General features: G+C 36.1%; 17 protein-coding genes and 1 tRNA gene. 15 read left to right on the plus strand and 3 right to left on the minus strand.

The window, feature by feature from the left end; genetic code table 11:
* Positions 1-8 precede the first annotated feature (8 nt).
* The 3 genes from comC to rlmH form a co-directional block, all read right to left on the minus strand.
* Positions 9-134, minus strand: a complete 126-nt coding sequence (comC, locus tag HMPREF2766_RS09660) for a competence-stimulating peptide ComC (RefSeq protein WP_008282505.1) — start codon at positions 132-134, stop codon at positions 9-11.
* Positions 135-298: 164 nt separating this feature from the next.
* Positions 299-372, minus strand: a tRNA-Arg gene (locus HMPREF2766_RS09665).
* Positions 373-415: 43 nt separating this feature from the next.
* Positions 416-895: a 23S rRNA (pseudouridine(1915)-N(3))-methyltransferase RlmH gene (rlmH, locus tag HMPREF2766_RS09670; RefSeq protein WP_070569604.1), complete on the minus strand. Its 480-nt coding sequence runs from the start codon at positions 893-895 to the stop codon at positions 416-418.
* A gap of 185 nt (positions 896-1,080) precedes the next feature.
* Between rlmH and HMPREF2766_RS09675 the strand changes: the two genes are divergently transcribed.
* From HMPREF2766_RS09675 to ftsH, 15 genes are all read left to right on the plus strand, one after another.
* Positions 1,081-2,277 carry a serine protease HtrA gene (locus HMPREF2766_RS09675; protein WP_070569607.1) on the plus strand — a complete coding sequence of 399 codons (1,197 nt, stop codon included), beginning with the start codon at positions 1,081-1,083 and terminating at the stop codon, positions 2,275-2,277.
* 57 nt (positions 2,278-2,334) lie between these two features.
* Complete coding sequence (locus HMPREF2766_RS09680) at positions 2,335-3,093, plus strand: ParB/RepB/Spo0J family partition protein (RefSeq protein WP_000410363.1); 759 nt, start codon at positions 2,335-2,337, stop codon at positions 3,091-3,093.
* Positions 3,094-3,309: 216 nt separating this feature from the next.
* Positions 3,310-4,671 carry a chromosomal replication initiator protein DnaA gene (gene dnaA, locus HMPREF2766_RS09685; RefSeq protein ID WP_000660625.1) on the plus strand — a complete coding sequence of 454 codons (1,362 nt, stop codon included), beginning with the start codon at positions 3,310-3,312 and terminating at the stop codon, positions 4,669-4,671.
* A 158-nt stretch (positions 4,672-4,829) separates the two neighbouring features.
* Positions 4,830-5,966, plus strand: a complete 1,137-nt coding sequence (dnaN, locus tag HMPREF2766_RS09690) for a DNA polymerase III subunit beta (protein ID WP_000581139.1) — start codon at positions 4,830-4,832, stop codon at positions 5,964-5,966.
* Between the two features lie 64 nt (positions 5,967-6,030).
* Positions 6,031-6,225, plus strand: a complete 195-nt coding sequence (locus HMPREF2766_RS09695; RefSeq protein ID WP_000285180.1) for a DUF951 domain-containing protein — start codon at positions 6,031-6,033, stop codon at positions 6,223-6,225.
* A gap of 84 nt (positions 6,226-6,309) precedes the next feature.
* Positions 6,310-7,425 (plus strand): redox-regulated ATPase YchF, encoded by a 1,116-nt coding sequence (ychF, locus tag HMPREF2766_RS09700; RefSeq protein WP_001218703.1) that lies wholly within the window; start codon positions 6,310-6,312, stop codon positions 7,423-7,425.
* Positions 7,426-7,498: 73 nt separating this feature from the next.
* Complete coding sequence (pth, locus tag HMPREF2766_RS09705) at positions 7,499-8,068, plus strand: aminoacyl-tRNA hydrolase (RefSeq protein ID WP_000163923.1); 570 nt, start codon at positions 7,499-7,501, stop codon at positions 8,066-8,068.
* A complete protein-coding gene (gene mfd, locus HMPREF2766_RS09710; protein ID WP_000258068.1) occupies positions 8,069-11,572 on the plus strand; it encodes a transcription-repair coupling factor in 3,504 nt (1,167 codons plus the stop codon).
* 57 nt (positions 11,573-11,629) lie between these two features.
* Entirely contained in the window at positions 11,630-11,896 is a 267-nt protein-coding gene (locus HMPREF2766_RS09715; protein ID WP_001234975.1) for an RNA-binding S4 domain-containing protein, read from the plus strand.
* The gene (locus HMPREF2766_RS09720) at positions 11,889-12,257 is read left to right on the plus strand and encodes a septum formation initiator family protein (RefSeq protein ID WP_000041922.1); all 369 of its coding nucleotides are present in this window, start codon (positions 11,889-11,891) and stop codon (positions 12,255-12,257) included. Before HMPREF2766_RS09715 ends, HMPREF2766_RS09720 begins: the two co-directional genes overlap by 8 nt.
* A gap of 4 nt (positions 12,258-12,261) precedes the next feature.
* Positions 12,262-12,384 (plus strand): SP_0009 family protein, encoded by a 123-nt coding sequence (locus tag HMPREF2766_RS10315; RefSeq protein ID WP_000429343.1) that lies wholly within the window; start codon positions 12,262-12,264, stop codon positions 12,382-12,384.
* Positions 12,377-13,645 carry a serine hydrolase gene (locus HMPREF2766_RS09730; RefSeq protein WP_070569610.1) on the plus strand — a complete coding sequence of 423 codons (1,269 nt, stop codon included), beginning with the start codon at positions 12,377-12,379 and terminating at the stop codon, positions 13,643-13,645. The genes HMPREF2766_RS10315 and HMPREF2766_RS09730 overlap by 8 nt, the downstream gene beginning before the upstream one ends.
* Positions 13,642-14,919, plus strand: coding sequence for a tRNA lysidine(34) synthetase TilS (gene tilS, locus HMPREF2766_RS09735; RefSeq protein ID WP_042903092.1), 1,278 nt, complete (start codon positions 13,642-13,644; stop codon positions 14,917-14,919). The genes HMPREF2766_RS09730 and tilS overlap by 4 nt, the downstream gene beginning before the upstream one ends.
* A gap of 4 nt (positions 14,920-14,923) precedes the next feature.
* Positions 14,924-15,466, plus strand: coding sequence for a hypoxanthine phosphoribosyltransferase (gene hpt, locus HMPREF2766_RS09740; protein WP_000889408.1), 543 nt, complete (start codon positions 14,924-14,926; stop codon positions 15,464-15,466).
* Between the two features lie 15 nt (positions 15,467-15,481).
* Positions 15,482-17,440 carry an ATP-dependent zinc metalloprotease FtsH gene (ftsH, locus tag HMPREF2766_RS09745; RefSeq protein ID WP_042903093.1) on the plus strand — a complete coding sequence of 653 codons (1,959 nt, stop codon included), beginning with the start codon at positions 15,482-15,484 and terminating at the stop codon, positions 17,438-17,440.
* The last annotated feature ends 71 nt before the right edge of the window (positions 17,441-17,511 follow it).

The raw sequence follows: 17,511 nt of genomic DNA on the forward strand, positions 1-17,511 counted from the left end.
TAATATTACTACTTTGTCCTATTTGAAAAAAGATGTTTAAAAAAGTAAGGTAGTCTTTTATCTCCACCTCGAATCTCCTGCAATTCTGCCTCTGTTACTTCTTTAAATTGTTCCAACTTTACTGTATTTTTCATAATGAAATCTCCTGTATTATTTTTTCTTGTAAGTTAACTTACACACCTATTATACAAAATGAAGACCTTGTAAGAAAAAATTCTTCCCAACTGTACATTTTTGCACCTGAAACGCACTTTTTTAAGAAAAAAGCTGGGATAAATCCCAGCTTCGCATCTAAAATTGATCCCAGCAGGATTCGAACCTGCGACCGTTCGCTTAGAAGGCGAATGCTCTATCCAGCTGAGCTATGAGACCTAACATGACCATTCTATCAAAAAACAAGAGCTAAGTCAATCTTCTATTTGTGGTAAGGAGAACCCTGTTGAATTGTAAAAGCACGGTAAATTTGTTCAACTAAAACCAATCTCATTAACTGATGTGGCAATGTTAGACGTCCAAAACTGACAGAAAGATTGGCCCTATTTTTTACAACAGGAGCTAGACCCAAACTTCCTCCAATGATAAAAGTAAGCGTTGAGTATCCTTTTATAGAAGCTTGCTCTAGTTGCTTACTCAATTCCTCTGAGGAGAGTGTTTTTCCTTCAATGGCTAGTACAATGACAAAGTCTCTTTCTCCAATCTTAGAAAGAATTCTTTCACCTTCTGTTTCCAAGATTTTTTGATTTTCTAATTCACTGGCTTTGTCAGGTGTCTTCTCATCAGTGAGCTCAATCATTTCTAATTTGGCAAAACGTGAAATTCGTTTTGTATATTCAGCAATTCCATCTTTAAGGTATTTTTCTTTTAATTTTCCTACTGTTACAATTTTTATTTTCATTCTTCTATTCTATCATATCCACACTTCATTTCACATCTTATACACAAAAAAATCATCAAAAATTACTAGTGAATTCACAGAATAAAGTGAGTTATCCACAACTTGTGTAAAACTTTAAGCTTTTAAGTTTGGATTAAGTTAATAGGTTTATAATCTGTGTAAATAAATAACAAACGGAGGCGTTTATGAAACACTTACAAAAATTTTACAAAAAAGGAGTTAAAGTTCTAATAATCATTCTAATCGGATTTTTAAGTGGTGCCTTAGGAAGTTTCGTAACATTACAACTTTATCAAAAACAAGGAAATCAAGCTACAAATAATAATTCTGGCACTGTCACTCAAACATCCTATAAGAATGAAAATTCAACCACTCAAGCAGTAAATAAAGTTAAGGATGCTGTTGTCTCAATCATTACTTATTCTTCTTCTAGCAGTAGACAAAGTAGTGTATTTAATGCTGACGAAACTAATTCTGATTCAGACAATCAACAAATCGCAAGTGAGGGATCAGGTGTTATCTATAAAAAGGATGATAAAGATGCCTATCTTGTAACTAATACTCACGTTATCAATGGAGCTTCAAAAGTTGATATCCGCTTAGCAGATGGTACTAAGGTTCCTGGTGAAATTGTCGGATCTGATACCTTCTCTGATATTGCTGTCGTTAAAATTTCTTCCGAAAAAGTTACAACAGTCGCAGAATTTGGAGATTCAAGTCAACTTAGTGTTGGAGAAACAGCGATTGCTATCGGTAGTCCTCTAGGTTCAGAATATGCTAATACAGTTACACAGGGGATTATTTCAAGTCTTAATCGAAATGTTTCTCTAAAATCTGAAGATGGTCAAGCTATTTCAACAAAAGCCATTCAAACAGATACAGCCATTAACCCTGGTAACTCTGGTGGTCCACTTGTAAACATTCAAGGACAAGTAATTGGTATTACATCAAGTAAAATTGCAAGTAATGGTGGAACATCTGTAGAAGGTCTTGGTTTTGCAATTCCTTCAAACGATGCACAAAATATCATTAAACAGCTTGAAAGTGATGGTAAAGTAACTCGTCCTGCTCTTGGAATTCAAATGGTTAATCTATCAAATGTTGGAGCTAGTGATCTTAGAAAACTTAACATTCCAAGTGGTCTCACTTCAGGTGTAGTTGTTCGATCTGTTCAAAACAATATGCCAGCAAATGGACATCTTCAAAAATATGATGTCATTACCAAAGTTGATGACAAAGAGATTGCCTCATCAACAGACCTACAACATGCTCTTTACAATCATGCTATCGGAGATACTATCAAAGTAACCTACTACCGTAACGGTAAGGAGGAAACAACCTCAATTAAACTAGATAAGAATTCTAGTGATTTAGAGTCTTAATTGACATCAGTGTAAAGAAAACTTTACAGAAAGTAAAAGATATGTTAGTGTAGAATCATGGAAAAATTTGAAATGATTTCTATCTCTGAAATACAAAAGAATCCTTACCAACCTCGAAAAGAATTTGATGTAGAAAAATTAAAGGAATTGGCTCAGTCAATCAAAGAAAATGGGCTCATCCAACCAATCATCGTTCGTCAATCTCCTGTAATTGGTTATGAAATCCTTGCAGGAGAGAGACGATATCGGGCTTCTCTCTTAGCTGGTCTTACTTCTATTCCAGCCGTTGTAAAGCACCTCTCAGATCAGGAAATGATGATTCAGTCTATCATTGAGAATTTGCAGAGAGAAAATTTAAATCCTGTTGAAGAAGCACGCGCCTACGAATCTTTAGTAGAAAAAGGATTTACTCACACTGAGATAGCAGATAAAATGGGGAAATCTCGTCCTTATATCACTAATTTTATTCGTTTGCTTTCCCTACCAGAATATATCTTAACTGAAGTAGAAAATGGAAAAATTTCTCAAGCGCATGCACGTTCACTAGTTGGTTTGGACAAAGAGCAGCAAGACTATTTCTTCCAACTAATTAAAAATGAAGACATCTCTGTGAGAAAGCTAGAATCACTTCTTACAGAGAAAAAACACAAGAAGCAACTAAAAAATGATTCTTTCATCAAAGACGAAGAAGATAAATTAAAAAAACTACTCGGTTTAAGTGTAGAAATTAAACTTTCAAAAAAAGATACTGGAAAGATTATTATCTCCTTTTCAAGTCAAGAAGAATACGATAGAATTATTAACAGCCTGAAATAAGGCTGTTCTTTTATTTTCTCAACTCACAAATTTATCCACCAATTTTTTTATCAAAAAGCCTACTAAATCAAGGATTTTCTTATTTATCCCCAACCTGTGGATAAATACTGCTAACATTGTGGATTCTTTTCCCCAATCTGTGGAAAAATCCTATTATCTATGGTAAAATAAGTCTAGCACTAAACTACTAAAATCATAGTAAAGGAGGAAAATTAGTTGAAAGAAAAGCAATTTTGGAATCGTATTTTAGAATTTGCTCAAGAAAGATTGACTCGATCTATGTATGATTTCTATGCTACACCTGCTGAACTCATCAAAGTAGAAGAAAATACAGCTACTATATTTCTACCGAGATCAGAGATGGAAATGGTGTGGGAAAAGCAATTAAAAGATATTATCATTGCTGCTGGTTTTGAAATTTATGATTCTGAAATCAAACCTCACTATATTTTCACTAAACCTCAGAGTACAGAATCTCCTCAAGTAAATGATACGAATAGTGTCTCTACTTACGATTACACACCTGCACTACCAACGATTCCCTATTCCGAAACAGGGTTAAAAGAAAAATATACCTTTGATAACTTTATTCAAGGTGATGGTAATGTTTGGGCGGTGTCTGCTGCACTAGCTGTATCTGAAGATTTAGCTCTGACTTATAATCCTCTTTTCATCTATGGAGGACCTGGTCTTGGAAAGACTCACTTACTCAATGCGATTGGAAATGAGATTTTGAAAAATATTCCTGATGCGCGTGTCAAGTACATTCCTGCCGAAAGCTTTATCAATGACTTTCTTGAACACTTGCGACTTGGGGAAATGGAAAAGTTCAAAAAGACTTACCGTAGCCTTGATCTCTTATTGATCGATGATATCCAATCTCTCAGTGGCAAAAAAGTCGCGACCCAGGAAGAATTTTTCAATACCTTCAATGCTCTTCATGATAAACAGAAACAGATTGTCCTAACCAGTGATCGAAGTCCTAAACACCTAGAAGGCCTTGAGGAAAGACTTGTTACACGCTTTAGCTGGGGATTGACGCAAAATATCACCCCTCCTGACTTTGAGACACGTATCGCCATTCTTCAAAGTAAAACAGAGCACTTGGATTACCATTTCCAAAGTGATACTCTAGAATACTTGGCTGGCCAATTTGATTCAAATGTTCGAGAATTGGAAGGAGCAATCAACGATATCACTTTAATTGCCAGAGTGAAGAAGATTAAGGATATTACTATTGATATTGCTGCGGAAGCTATTAGAGCACGTAAGCAAGACGCCCGCCAGATACTTGTTATTCCAATTGAGAAAATCCAAACTGAAGTTGGTAATTTTTATGGAGTGAGTGTCAAAGAAATGAAGGGGACGAGACGAGTTCAAAACATCGTTTTAGCACGTCAAGTTGCCATGTATCTAGCTAGAGAACTGACAGATAACAGTCTTCCAAAAATCGGAAAAGAATTTGGTGGAAAGGATCACACCACCGTGATTCATGCCCATGCTAAAATCAAATCATTGATTGACGAAGACGATAATTTACGTTTAGAAATAGAAGCAATCAAAAAGAAAATTAAGTAGCTTGTGGATAACTTTTCCTTTCTTATCTTTTTTATCCACATTTTTTAAACAAGCTTAGAAGCTTAAGTTTACTAAATAGCACCCAGTTTTCCACAAAATTCACACATACTATTATTACTATTAACTTTCTAATACTAAAAATAAATAAAGGAGAATCCATGATTCATTTTTCAATTAATAAAAATTTATTTCTACAAGCTTTAAATACCACAAAACGAGCAATTAGCTCAAAAAATGCTATTCCGATTTTATCGACAATCAAAATTGATATTAGCAATGAAGGAATTACTTTAATTGGATCAAATGGTCAAATTTCTATTGAAAATTTCATTTCTCAAAAAAATGAAGATGCTGGTCTTTTGATTACTTCTTTAGGTTCGATTCTTCTAGAAGCTTCTTTCTTTATCAATGTTGTATCTAGTCTTCCAGATGTAACGCTTGATTTCAAAGAAATTGAACAAAAACAAATTGTCTTAACAAGTGGTAAATCAGAAATTACCCTAAAAGGAAAAGATAGCGAACAGTACCCACGAATCCAAGAAATTTCAGCAAGCACACCTTTGGTTCTTGAAACCAAACTACTCAAGAAAATTATCAATGAAACAGCTTTTGCTGCAAGTACGCAAGAGAGTCGTCCCATCTTAACAGGTGTTCATTTTGTATTGAGCCAACATAAGGAACTAAAAACAGTTGCAACAGACTCACACCGCCTTAGCCAGAAGAAATTGACTCTTGAAAAAAATGGAGATGATTTCGATGTGGTGATTCCTAGCCGCTCTCTACGCGAATTTTCAGCGGTATTTACAGATGATATTGAAACTGTAGAGATTTTCTTTGCAAATAATCAAATCCTCTTTAGAAGCGAAAATATTAGCTTCTACACTCGTCTCCTAGAAGGAAACTATCCTGATACAGATCGTTTGATTCCAACAGACTTTAATACTACAATTACTTTTGATGTGGTTAATTTGCGTCAATCTATGGAGCGTGCACGTCTCTTATCAAGTGCGACTCAAAACGGTACTGTGAAGCTTGAAATTAAAGGTGGGGTTGTTAGCGCCCATGTTCACTCTCCAGAAGTTGGTAAAGTAAACGAAGAAATCGATACAGAGCAGGTGACCGGGGATGATTTAACTATTAGTTTTAACCCAACTTACTTGATTGATTCCCTCAAGGCTTTAAATAGCGAAAAGGTTACTATTAGCTTTATCTCATCAGTTCGTCCATTTACTCTTGTGCCAGCAGATACTGACGAAGATTTCATGCAGCTTATCACACCAGTTCGAACAAATTAAGTGAAAGAGGTTGAGCCTAGCTCGCCTCTTTTATGATATAATCAAAAAAGAAAAGGAGAGTAGTATGTATCAAGTTGGAAATTTTGTTGAGATGAAAAAACCACATGCTTGTACAATTAAATCAACAGGTAAAAAGGCCAATCGTTGGGAAATTACACGCATAGGGGCAGATATCAAAATCAAATGTAGCAATTGTGACCACCTTGTTATGATGAGTCGCTATGATTTTGAACGAAAAATGAATAAGATTATTGACTAAGAACCCTTAGTTAGAGGGTTAGCAAGTTTTCCCTTTTTGTGTTATAATGTTAGGGATTGAAATGAGAACGGAGAATGAGAAACTATGGCTTTAACAGCAGGTATCGTTGGTTTGCCAAACGTTGGGAAATCAACCCTTTTTAATGCAATTACAAAAGCAGGAGCAGAGGCGGCAAACTACCCATTTGCGACTATTGATCCAAACGTTGGGATGGTGGAAGTTCCAGATGAACGCCTACAAAAACTAACGGAAATGATTACTCCTAAAAAGACAGTTCCAACAACCTTTGAGTTTACAGATATTGCAGGGATTGTAAAAGGAGCTTCAAAAGGAGAAGGTCTAGGGAATAAATTCTTGGCCAATATCCGTGAAGTAGATGCGATTGTTCACGTTGTACGTGCTTTTGATGATGAAAATGTTATGCGCGAGCAAGGACGTGAAGACGCCTTTGTGGATCCACTTGCAGATATTGATACCATTAACCTAGAGTTGATTCTTGCTGACTTAGAATCAGTTAATAAACGCTATGCGCGTGTAGAAAAGATGGCACGTACGCAAAAAGATAAGGAATCTGTGGCAGAGTTTAACGTCCTTCAAAAAATTAAACCAGTCCTTGAAGATGGAAAATCAGCACGTACCATTGAATTCACAGATGAAGAGCAAAAAGTAGTCAAAGGTCTCTTCCTTTTAACCACTAAACCAGTTCTTTATGTTGCTAATGTGGATGAGGATGTAGTTTCAGATCCAGATTCTATCGAATATGTGAAGCAAATTCGTGAATTCGCAGCGACAGAAAATGCAGAGGTAGTAGTTATTTCTGCGCGTGCTGAGGAAGAAATTTCTGAGTTAGATGATGAAGATAAGCAAGAGTTTCTTGAAGCACTTGGCTTGACAGAATCAGGTGTTGACAAGTTGACTCGTGCAGCCTATCACTTGCTTGGGCTTGGAACTTACTTCACAGCTGGTGAAAAAGAAGTCCGTGCTTGGACCTTTAAGCGAGGGATGAAAGCTCCTCAAGTAGCTGGTATTATCCACTCAGACTTTGAAAAAGGCTTTATTCGTGCAGTAACAATGTCATATGAGGATCTAGTGAAATATGGATCTGAAAAGGCTGTAAAAGAAGCTGGACGCTTGCGTGAAGAAGGAAAAGAATATATCGTTCAAGATGGCGATATCATGGAATTCCGCTTTAACGTTTAATAACATTTAATAAATAGTGTCAATTAGGTTGGAAAAAAATTCCAACCCTTTTGGCTTTTGAAAGGAAAAATAAATGACTAAATTACTTGTTGGATTAGGAAATCCAGGGGATAAATATTTTGAGACCAAGCACAACGTTGGATTTATGTTGATTGACCAATTGGCCAAAAAACAAAATGTTACCTTTACACATGACAAGATATTTCAAGCTGACCTAGCTTCTTTTTTCTTCAATGGAGAAAAAATTTATCTGGTCAAACCAACAACATTTATGAATGAAAGTGGAAAAGCGGTTCATGCTTTATTGACTTACTATGGTTTGGATATTGAAGATTTACTCGTTATTTACGACGACCTTGACATGGAAGTCGGGAAAATTCGTTTAAGAGCAAAGGGATCAGCGGGTGGTCATAATGGTATCAAGTCTATTATTCAACATATTGGAACTCAAGTATTTAACCGTGTTAAAATAGGTATTGGAAGACCTAAAAAAGGCATGTCGGTTGTTAATCATGTTTTAAGTAAGTTTGAACAGGATGACTATGTGGGTATTTTACAGTCTATTGACAAGGTTGACGATGCTGTAAACTACTATTTACAAGAGAAAAACTTTGAGAAAACAATGCAGAGGTATAATGGTTAAATGGTGACTTTATTAGATTTATTCTCAGAAAATGATCAGATAAAAAAATGGCATCAAAATCTGATAGATAAGAAAAGACAACTAATACTTGGTTTATCAACGTCTACCAAGGCTCTTGCAATTGCAAGCAGCCTAGAAAAAGAAAATAAGATTGTGTTACTGACTTCAACTTATGGAGAAGCAGAACGAATTATCAGTGATCTTCTTTCTCTCTTAGGAGAGGAACTTGTCTATCCTTTTTTGGTCGATGATTCTCCTATGGTAGAGTTTTTGATGTCTTCGCAAGAAAAAATCATTTCGCGGGTTGAAGCCTTGCGTTTTTTGAATGATCCATCTAAGAAAGGGGTTTTAGTTTGTAATATTGCAGCGAGTCGGTTAATTTTACCCTCTCCGACTAGATTTAAAGAAAGTACTATAAAAATTGCAGTCGGTGAAGAATATGACCAACACGAGCTACTTCACCGGTTAAAGGAAATTGGATATCGAAAAGTTACTCAAGTACAGACACAAGGTGAGTTTAGTATTCGAGGAGACATTTTAGATATTTTTGAGATGTCTCAGTTAGAACCTTTCCGAATCGAGTTTTTTGGCGATGAAGTAGATGGTATTCGTACTTTTGAAGTCGAAACACAATTATCGAAAGAAAATCAGACAAACCTCACTATCTTTCCAGCTAGCGACATACTTTTGAGAGAAAAAGATTATCAACGAGGACAGTCAGCTTTAGAAAAGCAAATTTCAAAGACTCTATCACCAATTTTAAAATCATATTTGGAAGATATTTTGTCAAGTTTTCATCAAAAACAAGTACATTCAGATAGTCGAAAGTTTTTGTCCTTATGTTACGATAAAGCATGGACTGTATTTGATTATATTGAAAAAGATACACCAGTATTCTTTGATGACTATCAAAAATTGATGAATCAGTATGAAGCCTTTGAAAGAGAATTAGCACAATACTTTACAGAAGATTTACAGAATGGTAAATCATTTTCCGAGATGCAGTATTTTGCAGATACAGAGCAAACCTATAAAAAACAAAGTCCAGTTACCTTTTTCTCTAATCTGCAAAAGGGCTTAGGAAACCTCAAGTTTGATCACATTTATCAATTTAATCAATACCCAATGCAAGAGTTTTTCAATCAATTTTCATTTTTAAAAGAAGAAATTGAGCGATACAAAAAAATGGACTACACTATTGTTTTGCAGTCTAGCAATTCAATGGGAAGTAAAACATTGGAGGATGTTTTAGAGGAATATCAGATCAAATTGGATTCCAAAGATAAGTCAAGTATCTGTAAAGAATCTGTAAACTTGATTGAGGGTAATCTAAGACATGGTTTTCATTTTGTAGATGAAAAAATTCTCTTGATTACTGAACATGAGATTTTTCAAAAGAAATTAAAACATCGTTTTCGAAGACAACATGCTTCAAACGCAGAGCGATTAAAAGATTATAATGAACTTGAAAAAGGGGATTATGTTGTTCACCATATCCATGGAATTGGTCAATATCTAGGAATCGAAACAATTGAAATCCAAGGCATTCACCGTGATTATGTCAGTGTACAGTATCAAAATGGTGACCAAATCTCCATCCCAGTAGAGCAGGTTCAGTTACTGTCCAAATATGTTTCAAGTGATGGGAAACCTCCTAAACTCAATAAATTAAATGACGGTCATTTCAAAAAGGCCAAGCAAAAAGTTAAGAACCAGGTAGAGGATATAGCTGACGATTTAATTAAACTGTATTCTGAGCGTAGTCAGTTGAAGGGTTTTGCTTTCTCAGCTGATGATGAAGATCAACATGCTTTTGATGATGCCTTCCCTTATGTTGAAACGGATGATCAACTTCGTAGTATTGAGGAAATCAAGAGAGATATGCAGGATTCTCACCCCATGGATCGACTTTTGGTTGGAGATGTTGGTTTTGGGAAGACTGAAGTAGCAATGCGTGCTGCTTTTAAGGCAGTCAATGATCACAAACAGGTGGTCGTTCTAGTTCCAACGACGGTTTTAGCGCAACAGCACTATACGAATTTTAAGGAACGATTCCAAAATTTTGCTGTTAATATTGATGTGTTGAGTCGCTTTAGAAGTAAAAAAGAGCAGGCAGAAACACTTGAAAAACTAAAGAATGGTCAAGTCGATATTTTGATTGGAACGCATCGTGTTTTGTCAAAAGATGTTGTGTTTTCAGATTTGGGATTGATGATTATTGATGAGGAACAACGATTTGGTGTCAAGCATAAGGAAACTTTGAAAGAACTGAAAAAACAAGTAGATGTTCTAACCTTGACAGCAACGCCAATTCCTCGTACTCTCCACATGTCTATGCTGGGAATCCGAGATTTGTCTGTTATTGAAACTCCTCCAACCAATCGCTATCCTGTTCAAACCTATGTATTAGAGAAGAATGATAGTGTCATTCGTGATGCTGTCTTGCGTGAAATGGAGCGTGGAGGTCAAATTTACTATCTTTACAATAAGGTTGACACGATTGACCAGAAGGTTTCGGAATTACAGGAGTTGATTCCAGAGGCTTCGATTGGGTATGTTCATGGACAAATGAGTGAAATTCAGTTGGAAAACACTCTACTGGACTTTATTGAAGGTCAGTATGATATTTTGGTGACGACTACTATTATTGAGACAGGGGTAGATATTCCAAATGCCAATACCTTATTTATTGAAAATGCAGACCATATGGGTTTGTCAACCTTGTATCAATTAAGAGGAAGAGTCGGTCGTAGTAATCGTATTGCTTATGCCTATCTCATGTATCGTCCAGAAAAATCAATCAGTGAAGTCTCTGAAAAGAGATTAGAAGCAATTAAGGGATTTACAGAATTAGGCTCAGGATTTAAGATTGCGATGCGAGATCTTTCGATTCGTGGAGCAGGAAATCTCCTAGGAAAATCGCAGTCTGGTTTCATTGATTCTGTTGGTTTTGAATTGTATTCACAGTTATTAGAGGAAGCTATTGCTAAACGGAACGGTAATGGGAATAAAAGAATCAAAGGAAATGCTGAGTTGATTTTACAAATTGATGCTTATCTTCCTGATACTTATATTTCTGACCAACGACATAAGATTGAAATTTACAAGAAAATTCGTCAAATTGACAATCGTGTCAACTATGAAGAACTACAAGAAGAGTTGATGGACCGCTTTGGAGAATACCCAGACGTAGTAGCATACCTTTTAGAGATTGGTTTGGTTAAGTCATATTTTGACAAGGTATTTGTAGAACGTGTGGAAAGAAAAGAAAATAAGATTACAGTTCAATTTGAAAAAGTCACTCAACGACTATTCTTGGCTCAAGATTATTTTAAAGCCTTATCTGCAACGAACTTAAAAGCAGCTATAGCTGAGAATAAGGGATTAATGGAAGTTGTATTTGATGTCCGAAACAAGAAGGATTATGAAATTTTAGAAGGTTTGCTGATTTTTGGAGAAAGTTTATTAGAGATAAAAGAATCAAAGGAAGCAAATCCCATTTAACATTTTTCTTCTATAAAAAGGATAAAAATGGTACAATAATAATTTGAGGTAATAAAAATGAGATTAGACAAGTATTTAAAAGTATCACGAATTATTAAGCGCCGCACAGTCGCAAAAGAAGTAGCAGATAAAGGTAGAATCAAGGTGAATGGAATCTTGGCCAAAAGTTCAACGGATTTGAAAGTTGATGACCAAGTTGAAATTCGCTTTGGAAATAAGTTGTTGCTTGTTAAAGTACTAGAAATGAAAGATAGTACAAAAAAAGAAGACGCAGCAGGCATGTATGAAATTCTCAGTGAAACACGGGTAGAAGAAAATGTCTAAAAATATTGTACAGATGAATAATTCTTTTATTCAAAATGAACATCAACGTCGTCGTTACCTGATGAAGGAGAGACAAAAACGAAATCGTTTTATGGGTTGGGTCCTTATTTTGATGATCTTGTTGTTTATTTTACCAACTTATAACTTGGCTCAAAGCTATGATCAGTTACTACAACGCCGTCAGCAATTGACAGAGTTGAAAGAGCAGTACCAAACTCTTAGTGATGAAAAGGATAAGGAATCCGCCTTTGCTGCAAAGTTGAAAGATGAAGACTATGTAGCAAAATATGCACGCGCCAAGTACTATTACTCAAAGAAACGAGAAGCAATTTACACAATTCCTGATTTGCTTCCGAGGTAATGTCATGGAAAATTTATTGGAAGTTGTTGAGCAATTTTTAAGTTTATCAGATGAAAAATTAGAGGAATTGGCAGCTAAAAACCATTTATTACGATTACAAGAAGAAAGGGAAGAGAAGAATGCGTAAGTTCTTAGTAGTTTTATTGCTACCTGCTTTTATCATAACCTCAAGAGTAGTTAGCACAGAAAAACAGCTTCCTTACTCTTCGCAAGAAATTTATTATCTAACTGAGTCTGATTATGGATTCTACTATAAAGAAACTCTGGAATCCCCAATGGTATATGGAGAAACAGCCGTCTATGCTAATGAGGATCTTGTTAAGGAGTCTGGTAAATTGACTCCTGGAACCACCTTTAAAATAGTAGAATGGCGTTTGAATAGACAAGGTGTTCCTGTTTTTAAATTAGATAATCACCAGTTTATCCTTGCAGATAAGCGGTTGGTCTATGATCAAAGTCAAGTTCAAACTCAAAATAGACAAGTATGGTTGGAGCAGGGGTTTGTTATCTATAACAGTCCCTATGATGCGAAAGAAATTTCTTCAACCCTCTCTCCCTATCAACGCGTAACGGTGGATAGAGCTCTCTTTGCTGAGGGACAAGAATTTCTTCATATCAATCAAGTTGGGTGGGTATCAAAAGAGTTCACCTCAGAAGAAGACAATCGCATCCAGAAGGTTCAAGAAGTTTTATCAAACAACTATCAGAATGAAAATTATTCTATTTATGTTAAACAACTGAGTACAGGTAAAGAGGCTGGGGTGAATGAAGACAGCAAACTTTATGCAGCTAGCATCTTGAAACTAGCCTACCTTTATTACGCTCAAGATAAGATAAATCAAGGGGAATATACGCTAGACAGTAGCTTCAAGTATATCCCAGAAGTAAATAGTTTCCCTGGGTCCTATAAACCAGAAGGTAGTGGTAGCTTACCTAAAAAAGAAGATAACAAAGAATACAGTCTTCAACAGTTAATTACCAAGGTAACAAAAGAGTCTGATAATGTTGCTCATAATATTTTAGGTTATTACGTGACCAATCAATCTGACGGGGCTTTTAAAGAAAAAATGTCCACCATTATGGGCGAAGATTGGGATGTGAATGATAAACTGACTTCTTCAAAAATGGCTGGAAAAGTCATGGAAGCTATTTATAATCAGAATGGTTTTGTCCTAGAGTCTCTAGGTAAGACTGATTTTGACAACCAAAGAATCGCAAAAGGTGTTTCGGTTAAGGTAGCTCATAAAATTGGAGATGCCGATGAGTTTAAACATGACACTGCCATTGTTTATACGGATTCTCCTTTCGTTCTTTCCATTTTCACCAAAAATTCTGATTATGATACTATTGCTAAGATAGCCAAGGATGTCTATGAGGTTCTAAAATGAGGGACCAGGATTTTTTAAATCATTTTCTCCGAAAAGAGTATTTCAAAAAACATTCTAAAGTCGTATTAGCTTTGTCTGGCGGACTGGACTCAATGTTTTTATTCCAGCTATTGTCTACTTATCAAAATGAGTTAGAAATTGAGTTGATTTTAGCACATGTCAATCACAAACAGAGAAGGGAATCTGACTGGGAGGAAAATGAACTAAGGAAGTTAGCTGATGCAGCTGAACTTCCTATTTATATCACAAGCTTCTTAGGAGACTTTTCAGAAGCGCGTGCTCGAGAGTTTCGTTATGATTTTTTTAGGAAAATCATGAAAGAGATTGGAGCGACTGCCTTGGTTACTGCCCACCATGCAGATGATCAAGTTGAAACGATTTTGATGCGCTTGATTCGAGGAAGTCGGCTCCGTTATTTAACAGGAATAAAAGAAAGCCAAGTAGTTGATGGAATTGAAATCATTCGTCCCTTGTTGCATTTTCATAAAAAGGATTTTCCACCAATTGTTCATTTTGAAGATCAAACAAATCAGGAAAATACCTATTTTCGCAATCGCATTCGGAATAGGTATTTACCAGAGCTTGAAAAAGAAAATCCTCGTCTTAAATCCGCCCTTTTAGATTTAGGAAGGGAAATTTCAGATTACCAAGCAACAATAACGGAACTTTCGAAACAAATTGATGTGGAAGATTTGAATGAGCTATTTTCATACTCTCAACAAACTCAAGGAATCTTGCTCCAAAACTATCTTAATCAATTTCCAGACTTAAATCTGACAAAGGCTCAGTTTGCTGAAGTTCGACAGATTTTAGCAACGAAAAGTCAGTATCGTCATTCTCTTAAAAATGGCTACGAATTGATAAAAGAGTATCAACGGTTTCAAATTTGTAAAATCAGTCCTCAGGCCGATGAAAAGGAAGATGAACTTGTGTTACACTATCAAAATCAAGTTCGATATAAGGGCTATTTATTTTCCTTTGGCATTCCTATTGAAGGGGATTTTGTTCAAAAAGTAACGGTTTCACGGGAAACATCTGTATATATTAGATGTCGAAAACCTGGCGATATTATTAGGCTGAATGGTTATCGAAAGAAACTGAGACGCTTATTTATAGATTTAAAAATCCCTATTGAAAAACGAAAAACAACCCCTATTATTGAGCAATTTGGAGAAATTGTCTCAATTTCAGGAATTGCGACCAGTGATTTGAGTAAAAACACGAAAAATGATATAATGAACACTGTAATTTATATAGAAAAAATAGATAGGTAAAAAGATGTTAGAACACGATATTAAAAAAATCCTCGTTTCACATGATGAAATTACAGAAGCGGCTAAAAAGCTAGGTGAACAATTAACCAAAGACTATGAGGGGAAAAATCCAATTCTTATTGGAATTTTGAAAGGATCGATTCCTTTTATGGCTGAATTGGTTAAACATATTGATACGCATATTGAGATGGATTTCATGATGGTATCTAGTTACCATGGTGGAACAGCAAGTAGTGGTGTCATCAATATCAAGCAAGACGTGACGCAAGATATCAAAGGAAGACATGTTTTATTTGTAGAGGATATCATCGATACAGGTCAAACCTTGAAGAATTTGCGAGATATGTTTATTGCAAGAGAAGCAGCTTCTGTTAAAATCGCGACTTTGTTGGACAAACCAGAGGGACGCGTTGTTGAAATTGAAGCGGATTACACTTGCTTTACTATTCCAAATGAGTTTGTAGTAGGTTATGGTTTGGACTATAAAGAAAATTATCGTAACCTTCCTTATGTCGGAGTTTTGAAAGAAGAAGTTTATTCAAATTAGAAAGATCTATCTTTAATGAAAAAACAAAATAATGGTTTAGTTAGAAATCCATTTCTATACTTGTTAATTATCTTCTTCCTAGTGACAGGATTCCAGTATTTTTACTCTGGAAATACTGCTGGGCGAAGCGAAAAAATTAACTATACAGAATTGGTAAAAGAAATTACAGCAGACAATGTAAAAGAATTAACCTATCAGCCAAATGGCAGCATCATTGAAGTGTCTGGTGTTTATAAAAATCCTAAGACTAGTAAAGAAGAAACAGGAATTCAATTTTTCACTCCTACAGCTACAACAGTAGAAAGATTCTCAAGTACTATTCTTCCGTCTGATTCAACAGTTTCAGAATTGCAAAAACTTGCTTCTGAACATCAGGCAGAAGTAACAGTCAAACATGAGAGTTCAAGCGGTATGTGGATCAATATCCTTGTCTCTGTTGTGCCATTTGCTATTCTTTTCTTCTTCCTATTCTCTATGATGGGAAATATGGGAGGGAATAGTGGCCGAAATCCAATGAGTTTTGGACGTAGCAAGGCCAAAGCTGCAAACAAAGAAGATATCAAGGTACGATTCTCAGATGTTGCTGGTGCCGAGGAAGAAAAACAAGAATTAGTAGAAGTTGTTGAATTCCTAAAAGATCCAAAACGATTTACCAAACTTGGTGCGCGTATTCCTGCAGGTGTTCTTTTAGAGGGACCTCCGGGAACAGGTAAGACCTTACTTGCTAAGGCGGTTGCTGGAGAAGCAGGAGTTCCATTCTTTAGCATCTCAGGATCGGACTTTGTAGAAATGTTTGTCGGAGTTGGGGCTAGCCGAGTTCGTTCACTTTTTGAGGATGCAAAAAAAGCAGCGCCAGCCATCATCTTTATCGATGAAATTGATGCCGTTGGTCGCCAACGTGGTGTCGGTCTTGGTGGAGGTAATGATGAACGTGAACAAACCTTGAACCAACTCTTGATTGAGATGGATGGTTTTGAGGGAAATGAAGGAATTATTGTTATCGCTGCGACGAACCGTTCAGATGTTCTAGATCCAGCTCTTCTCCGTCCAGGACGTTTTGATAGAAAAGTCTTAGTTGGTCGCCCTGATGTTAAAGGTCGTGAAGCAATCTTGAAAGTTCACGCTAAAAATAAACCTCTGGCAGACGATGTGGATTTGAAACTAGTTGCCCAACAAACTCCAGGTTTTGTGGGAGCTGACTTGGAAAATGTTCTAAATGAGGCAGCCTTGGTTGCAGCCCGTCGCAACAAGTCAGTCATTGATGCTTCAGATATTGATGAGGCAGAAGACAGAGTGATTGCTGGACCATCTAAGAAGGATAAAACAGTATCACAAAGAGAACGGGAATTGGTTGCTTATCATGAGGCTGGACATACTATTGTTGGTTTAGTCTTGTCAAATGCCCGTGTTGTTCATAAAGTTACCATTGTACCACGTGGACGTGCAGGTGGTTACATGATTGCGCTTCCGAAAGAGGATCAAATGCTTCTATCTAAGGAAGACATGAAAGAACAATTAGCAGGTTTGATGGGTGGTCGTGTAGCTGAAGAGATTATCTTTAATGTCCAAACGACAGGAGCTTCAAATGACTTTGAACAAGCTACACAGATGGCGCGTGCAATGGTCACTGAATACGGTATGAGTGAAAAACTTGGCCCAGTTCAATACGAAGGTAATCATGCTATGTTTGGTGCACAAAGTCCTCAAAAATCAATTTCAGAACAAACAGCCTATGAGATTGACGAGGAAGTTCGTTCATTATTAAATGAGGCACGAAACAAAGCAGCTGAAATCATCCAATCAAATCGTGAAACTCATAAGTTGATTGCAGAAGCATTGTTGAAATACGAAACATTAGATAGTACACAGATTAAATCTCTTTACGAAACAGGGAAAATGCCTGAGACAGTAGAAGAGGAATCCCATGCACTATCTTATGATGAAGTAAAATCAAAAATGAGTGAAGAAAAATAAATTTAGAGAGGTTCAACCTCTCTTTTATGTTCTAATGTGATGGCTACCGAGCAGATGCCTTGATAGTCGAT

Origin of the sequence: Streptococcus sp. HMSC076C08 (assembly GCF_001810825.1) — a bacterium.
Lineage (GTDB): Bacteria > Bacillota > Bacilli > Lactobacillales > Streptococcaceae > Streptococcus.

Bases quoted from the DNA above. Each gene is read 5' to 3' on its own strand.
- comC (WP_008282505.1), bottom strand. From the start codon at position 134: ATGAAAAATACAGTAAAGTTGGAACAATTTAAAGAAGTAACAGAGGCA.
- rlmH (WP_070569604.1), bottom strand. From the start codon at position 895: ATGAAAATAAAAATTGTAACAGTAGGAAAATTAAAAGAAAAATACCTT.
- HMPREF2766_RS09675 (WP_070569607.1), top strand. From the start codon at position 1,081: ATGAAACACTTACAAAAATTTTACAAAAAAGGAGTTAAAGTTCTAATA.
- HMPREF2766_RS09680 (WP_000410363.1), top strand. From the start codon at position 2,335: ATGGAAAAATTTGAAATGATTTCTATCTCTGAAATACAAAAGAATCCT.
- dnaN (WP_000581139.1), top strand. From the start codon at position 4,830: ATGATTCATTTTTCAATTAATAAAAATTTATTTCTACAAGCTTTAAAT.
- HMPREF2766_RS09695 (WP_000285180.1), top strand. From the start codon at position 6,031: ATGTATCAAGTTGGAAATTTTGTTGAGATGAAAAAACCACATGCTTGT.
- ychF (WP_001218703.1), top strand. From the start codon at position 6,310: ATGGCTTTAACAGCAGGTATCGTTGGTTTGCCAAACGTTGGGAAATCA.
- pth (WP_000163923.1), top strand. From the start codon at position 7,499: ATGACTAAATTACTTGTTGGATTAGGAAATCCAGGGGATAAATATTTT.
- mfd (WP_000258068.1), top strand. From the start codon at position 8,069: ATGGTGACTTTATTAGATTTATTCTCAGAAAATGATCAGATAAAAAAA.
- HMPREF2766_RS09715 (WP_001234975.1), top strand. From the start codon at position 11,630: ATGAGATTAGACAAGTATTTAAAAGTATCACGAATTATTAAGCGCCGC.
- HMPREF2766_RS09720 (WP_000041922.1), top strand. From the start codon at position 11,889: ATGTCTAAAAATATTGTACAGATGAATAATTCTTTTATTCAAAATGAA.
- HMPREF2766_RS10315 (WP_000429343.1), top strand. From the start codon at position 12,262: ATGGAAAATTTATTGGAAGTTGTTGAGCAATTTTTAAGTTTATCAGAT.
- HMPREF2766_RS09730 (WP_070569610.1), top strand. From the start codon at position 12,377: ATGCGTAAGTTCTTAGTAGTTTTATTGCTACCTGCTTTTATCATAACC.
- tilS (WP_042903092.1), top strand. From the start codon at position 13,642: ATGAGGGACCAGGATTTTTTAAATCATTTTCTCCGAAAAGAGTATTTC.
- hpt (WP_000889408.1), top strand. From the start codon at position 14,924: ATGTTAGAACACGATATTAAAAAAATCCTCGTTTCACATGATGAAATT.
- ftsH (WP_042903093.1), top strand. From the start codon at position 15,482: ATGAAAAAACAAAATAATGGTTTAGTTAGAAATCCATTTCTATACTTG.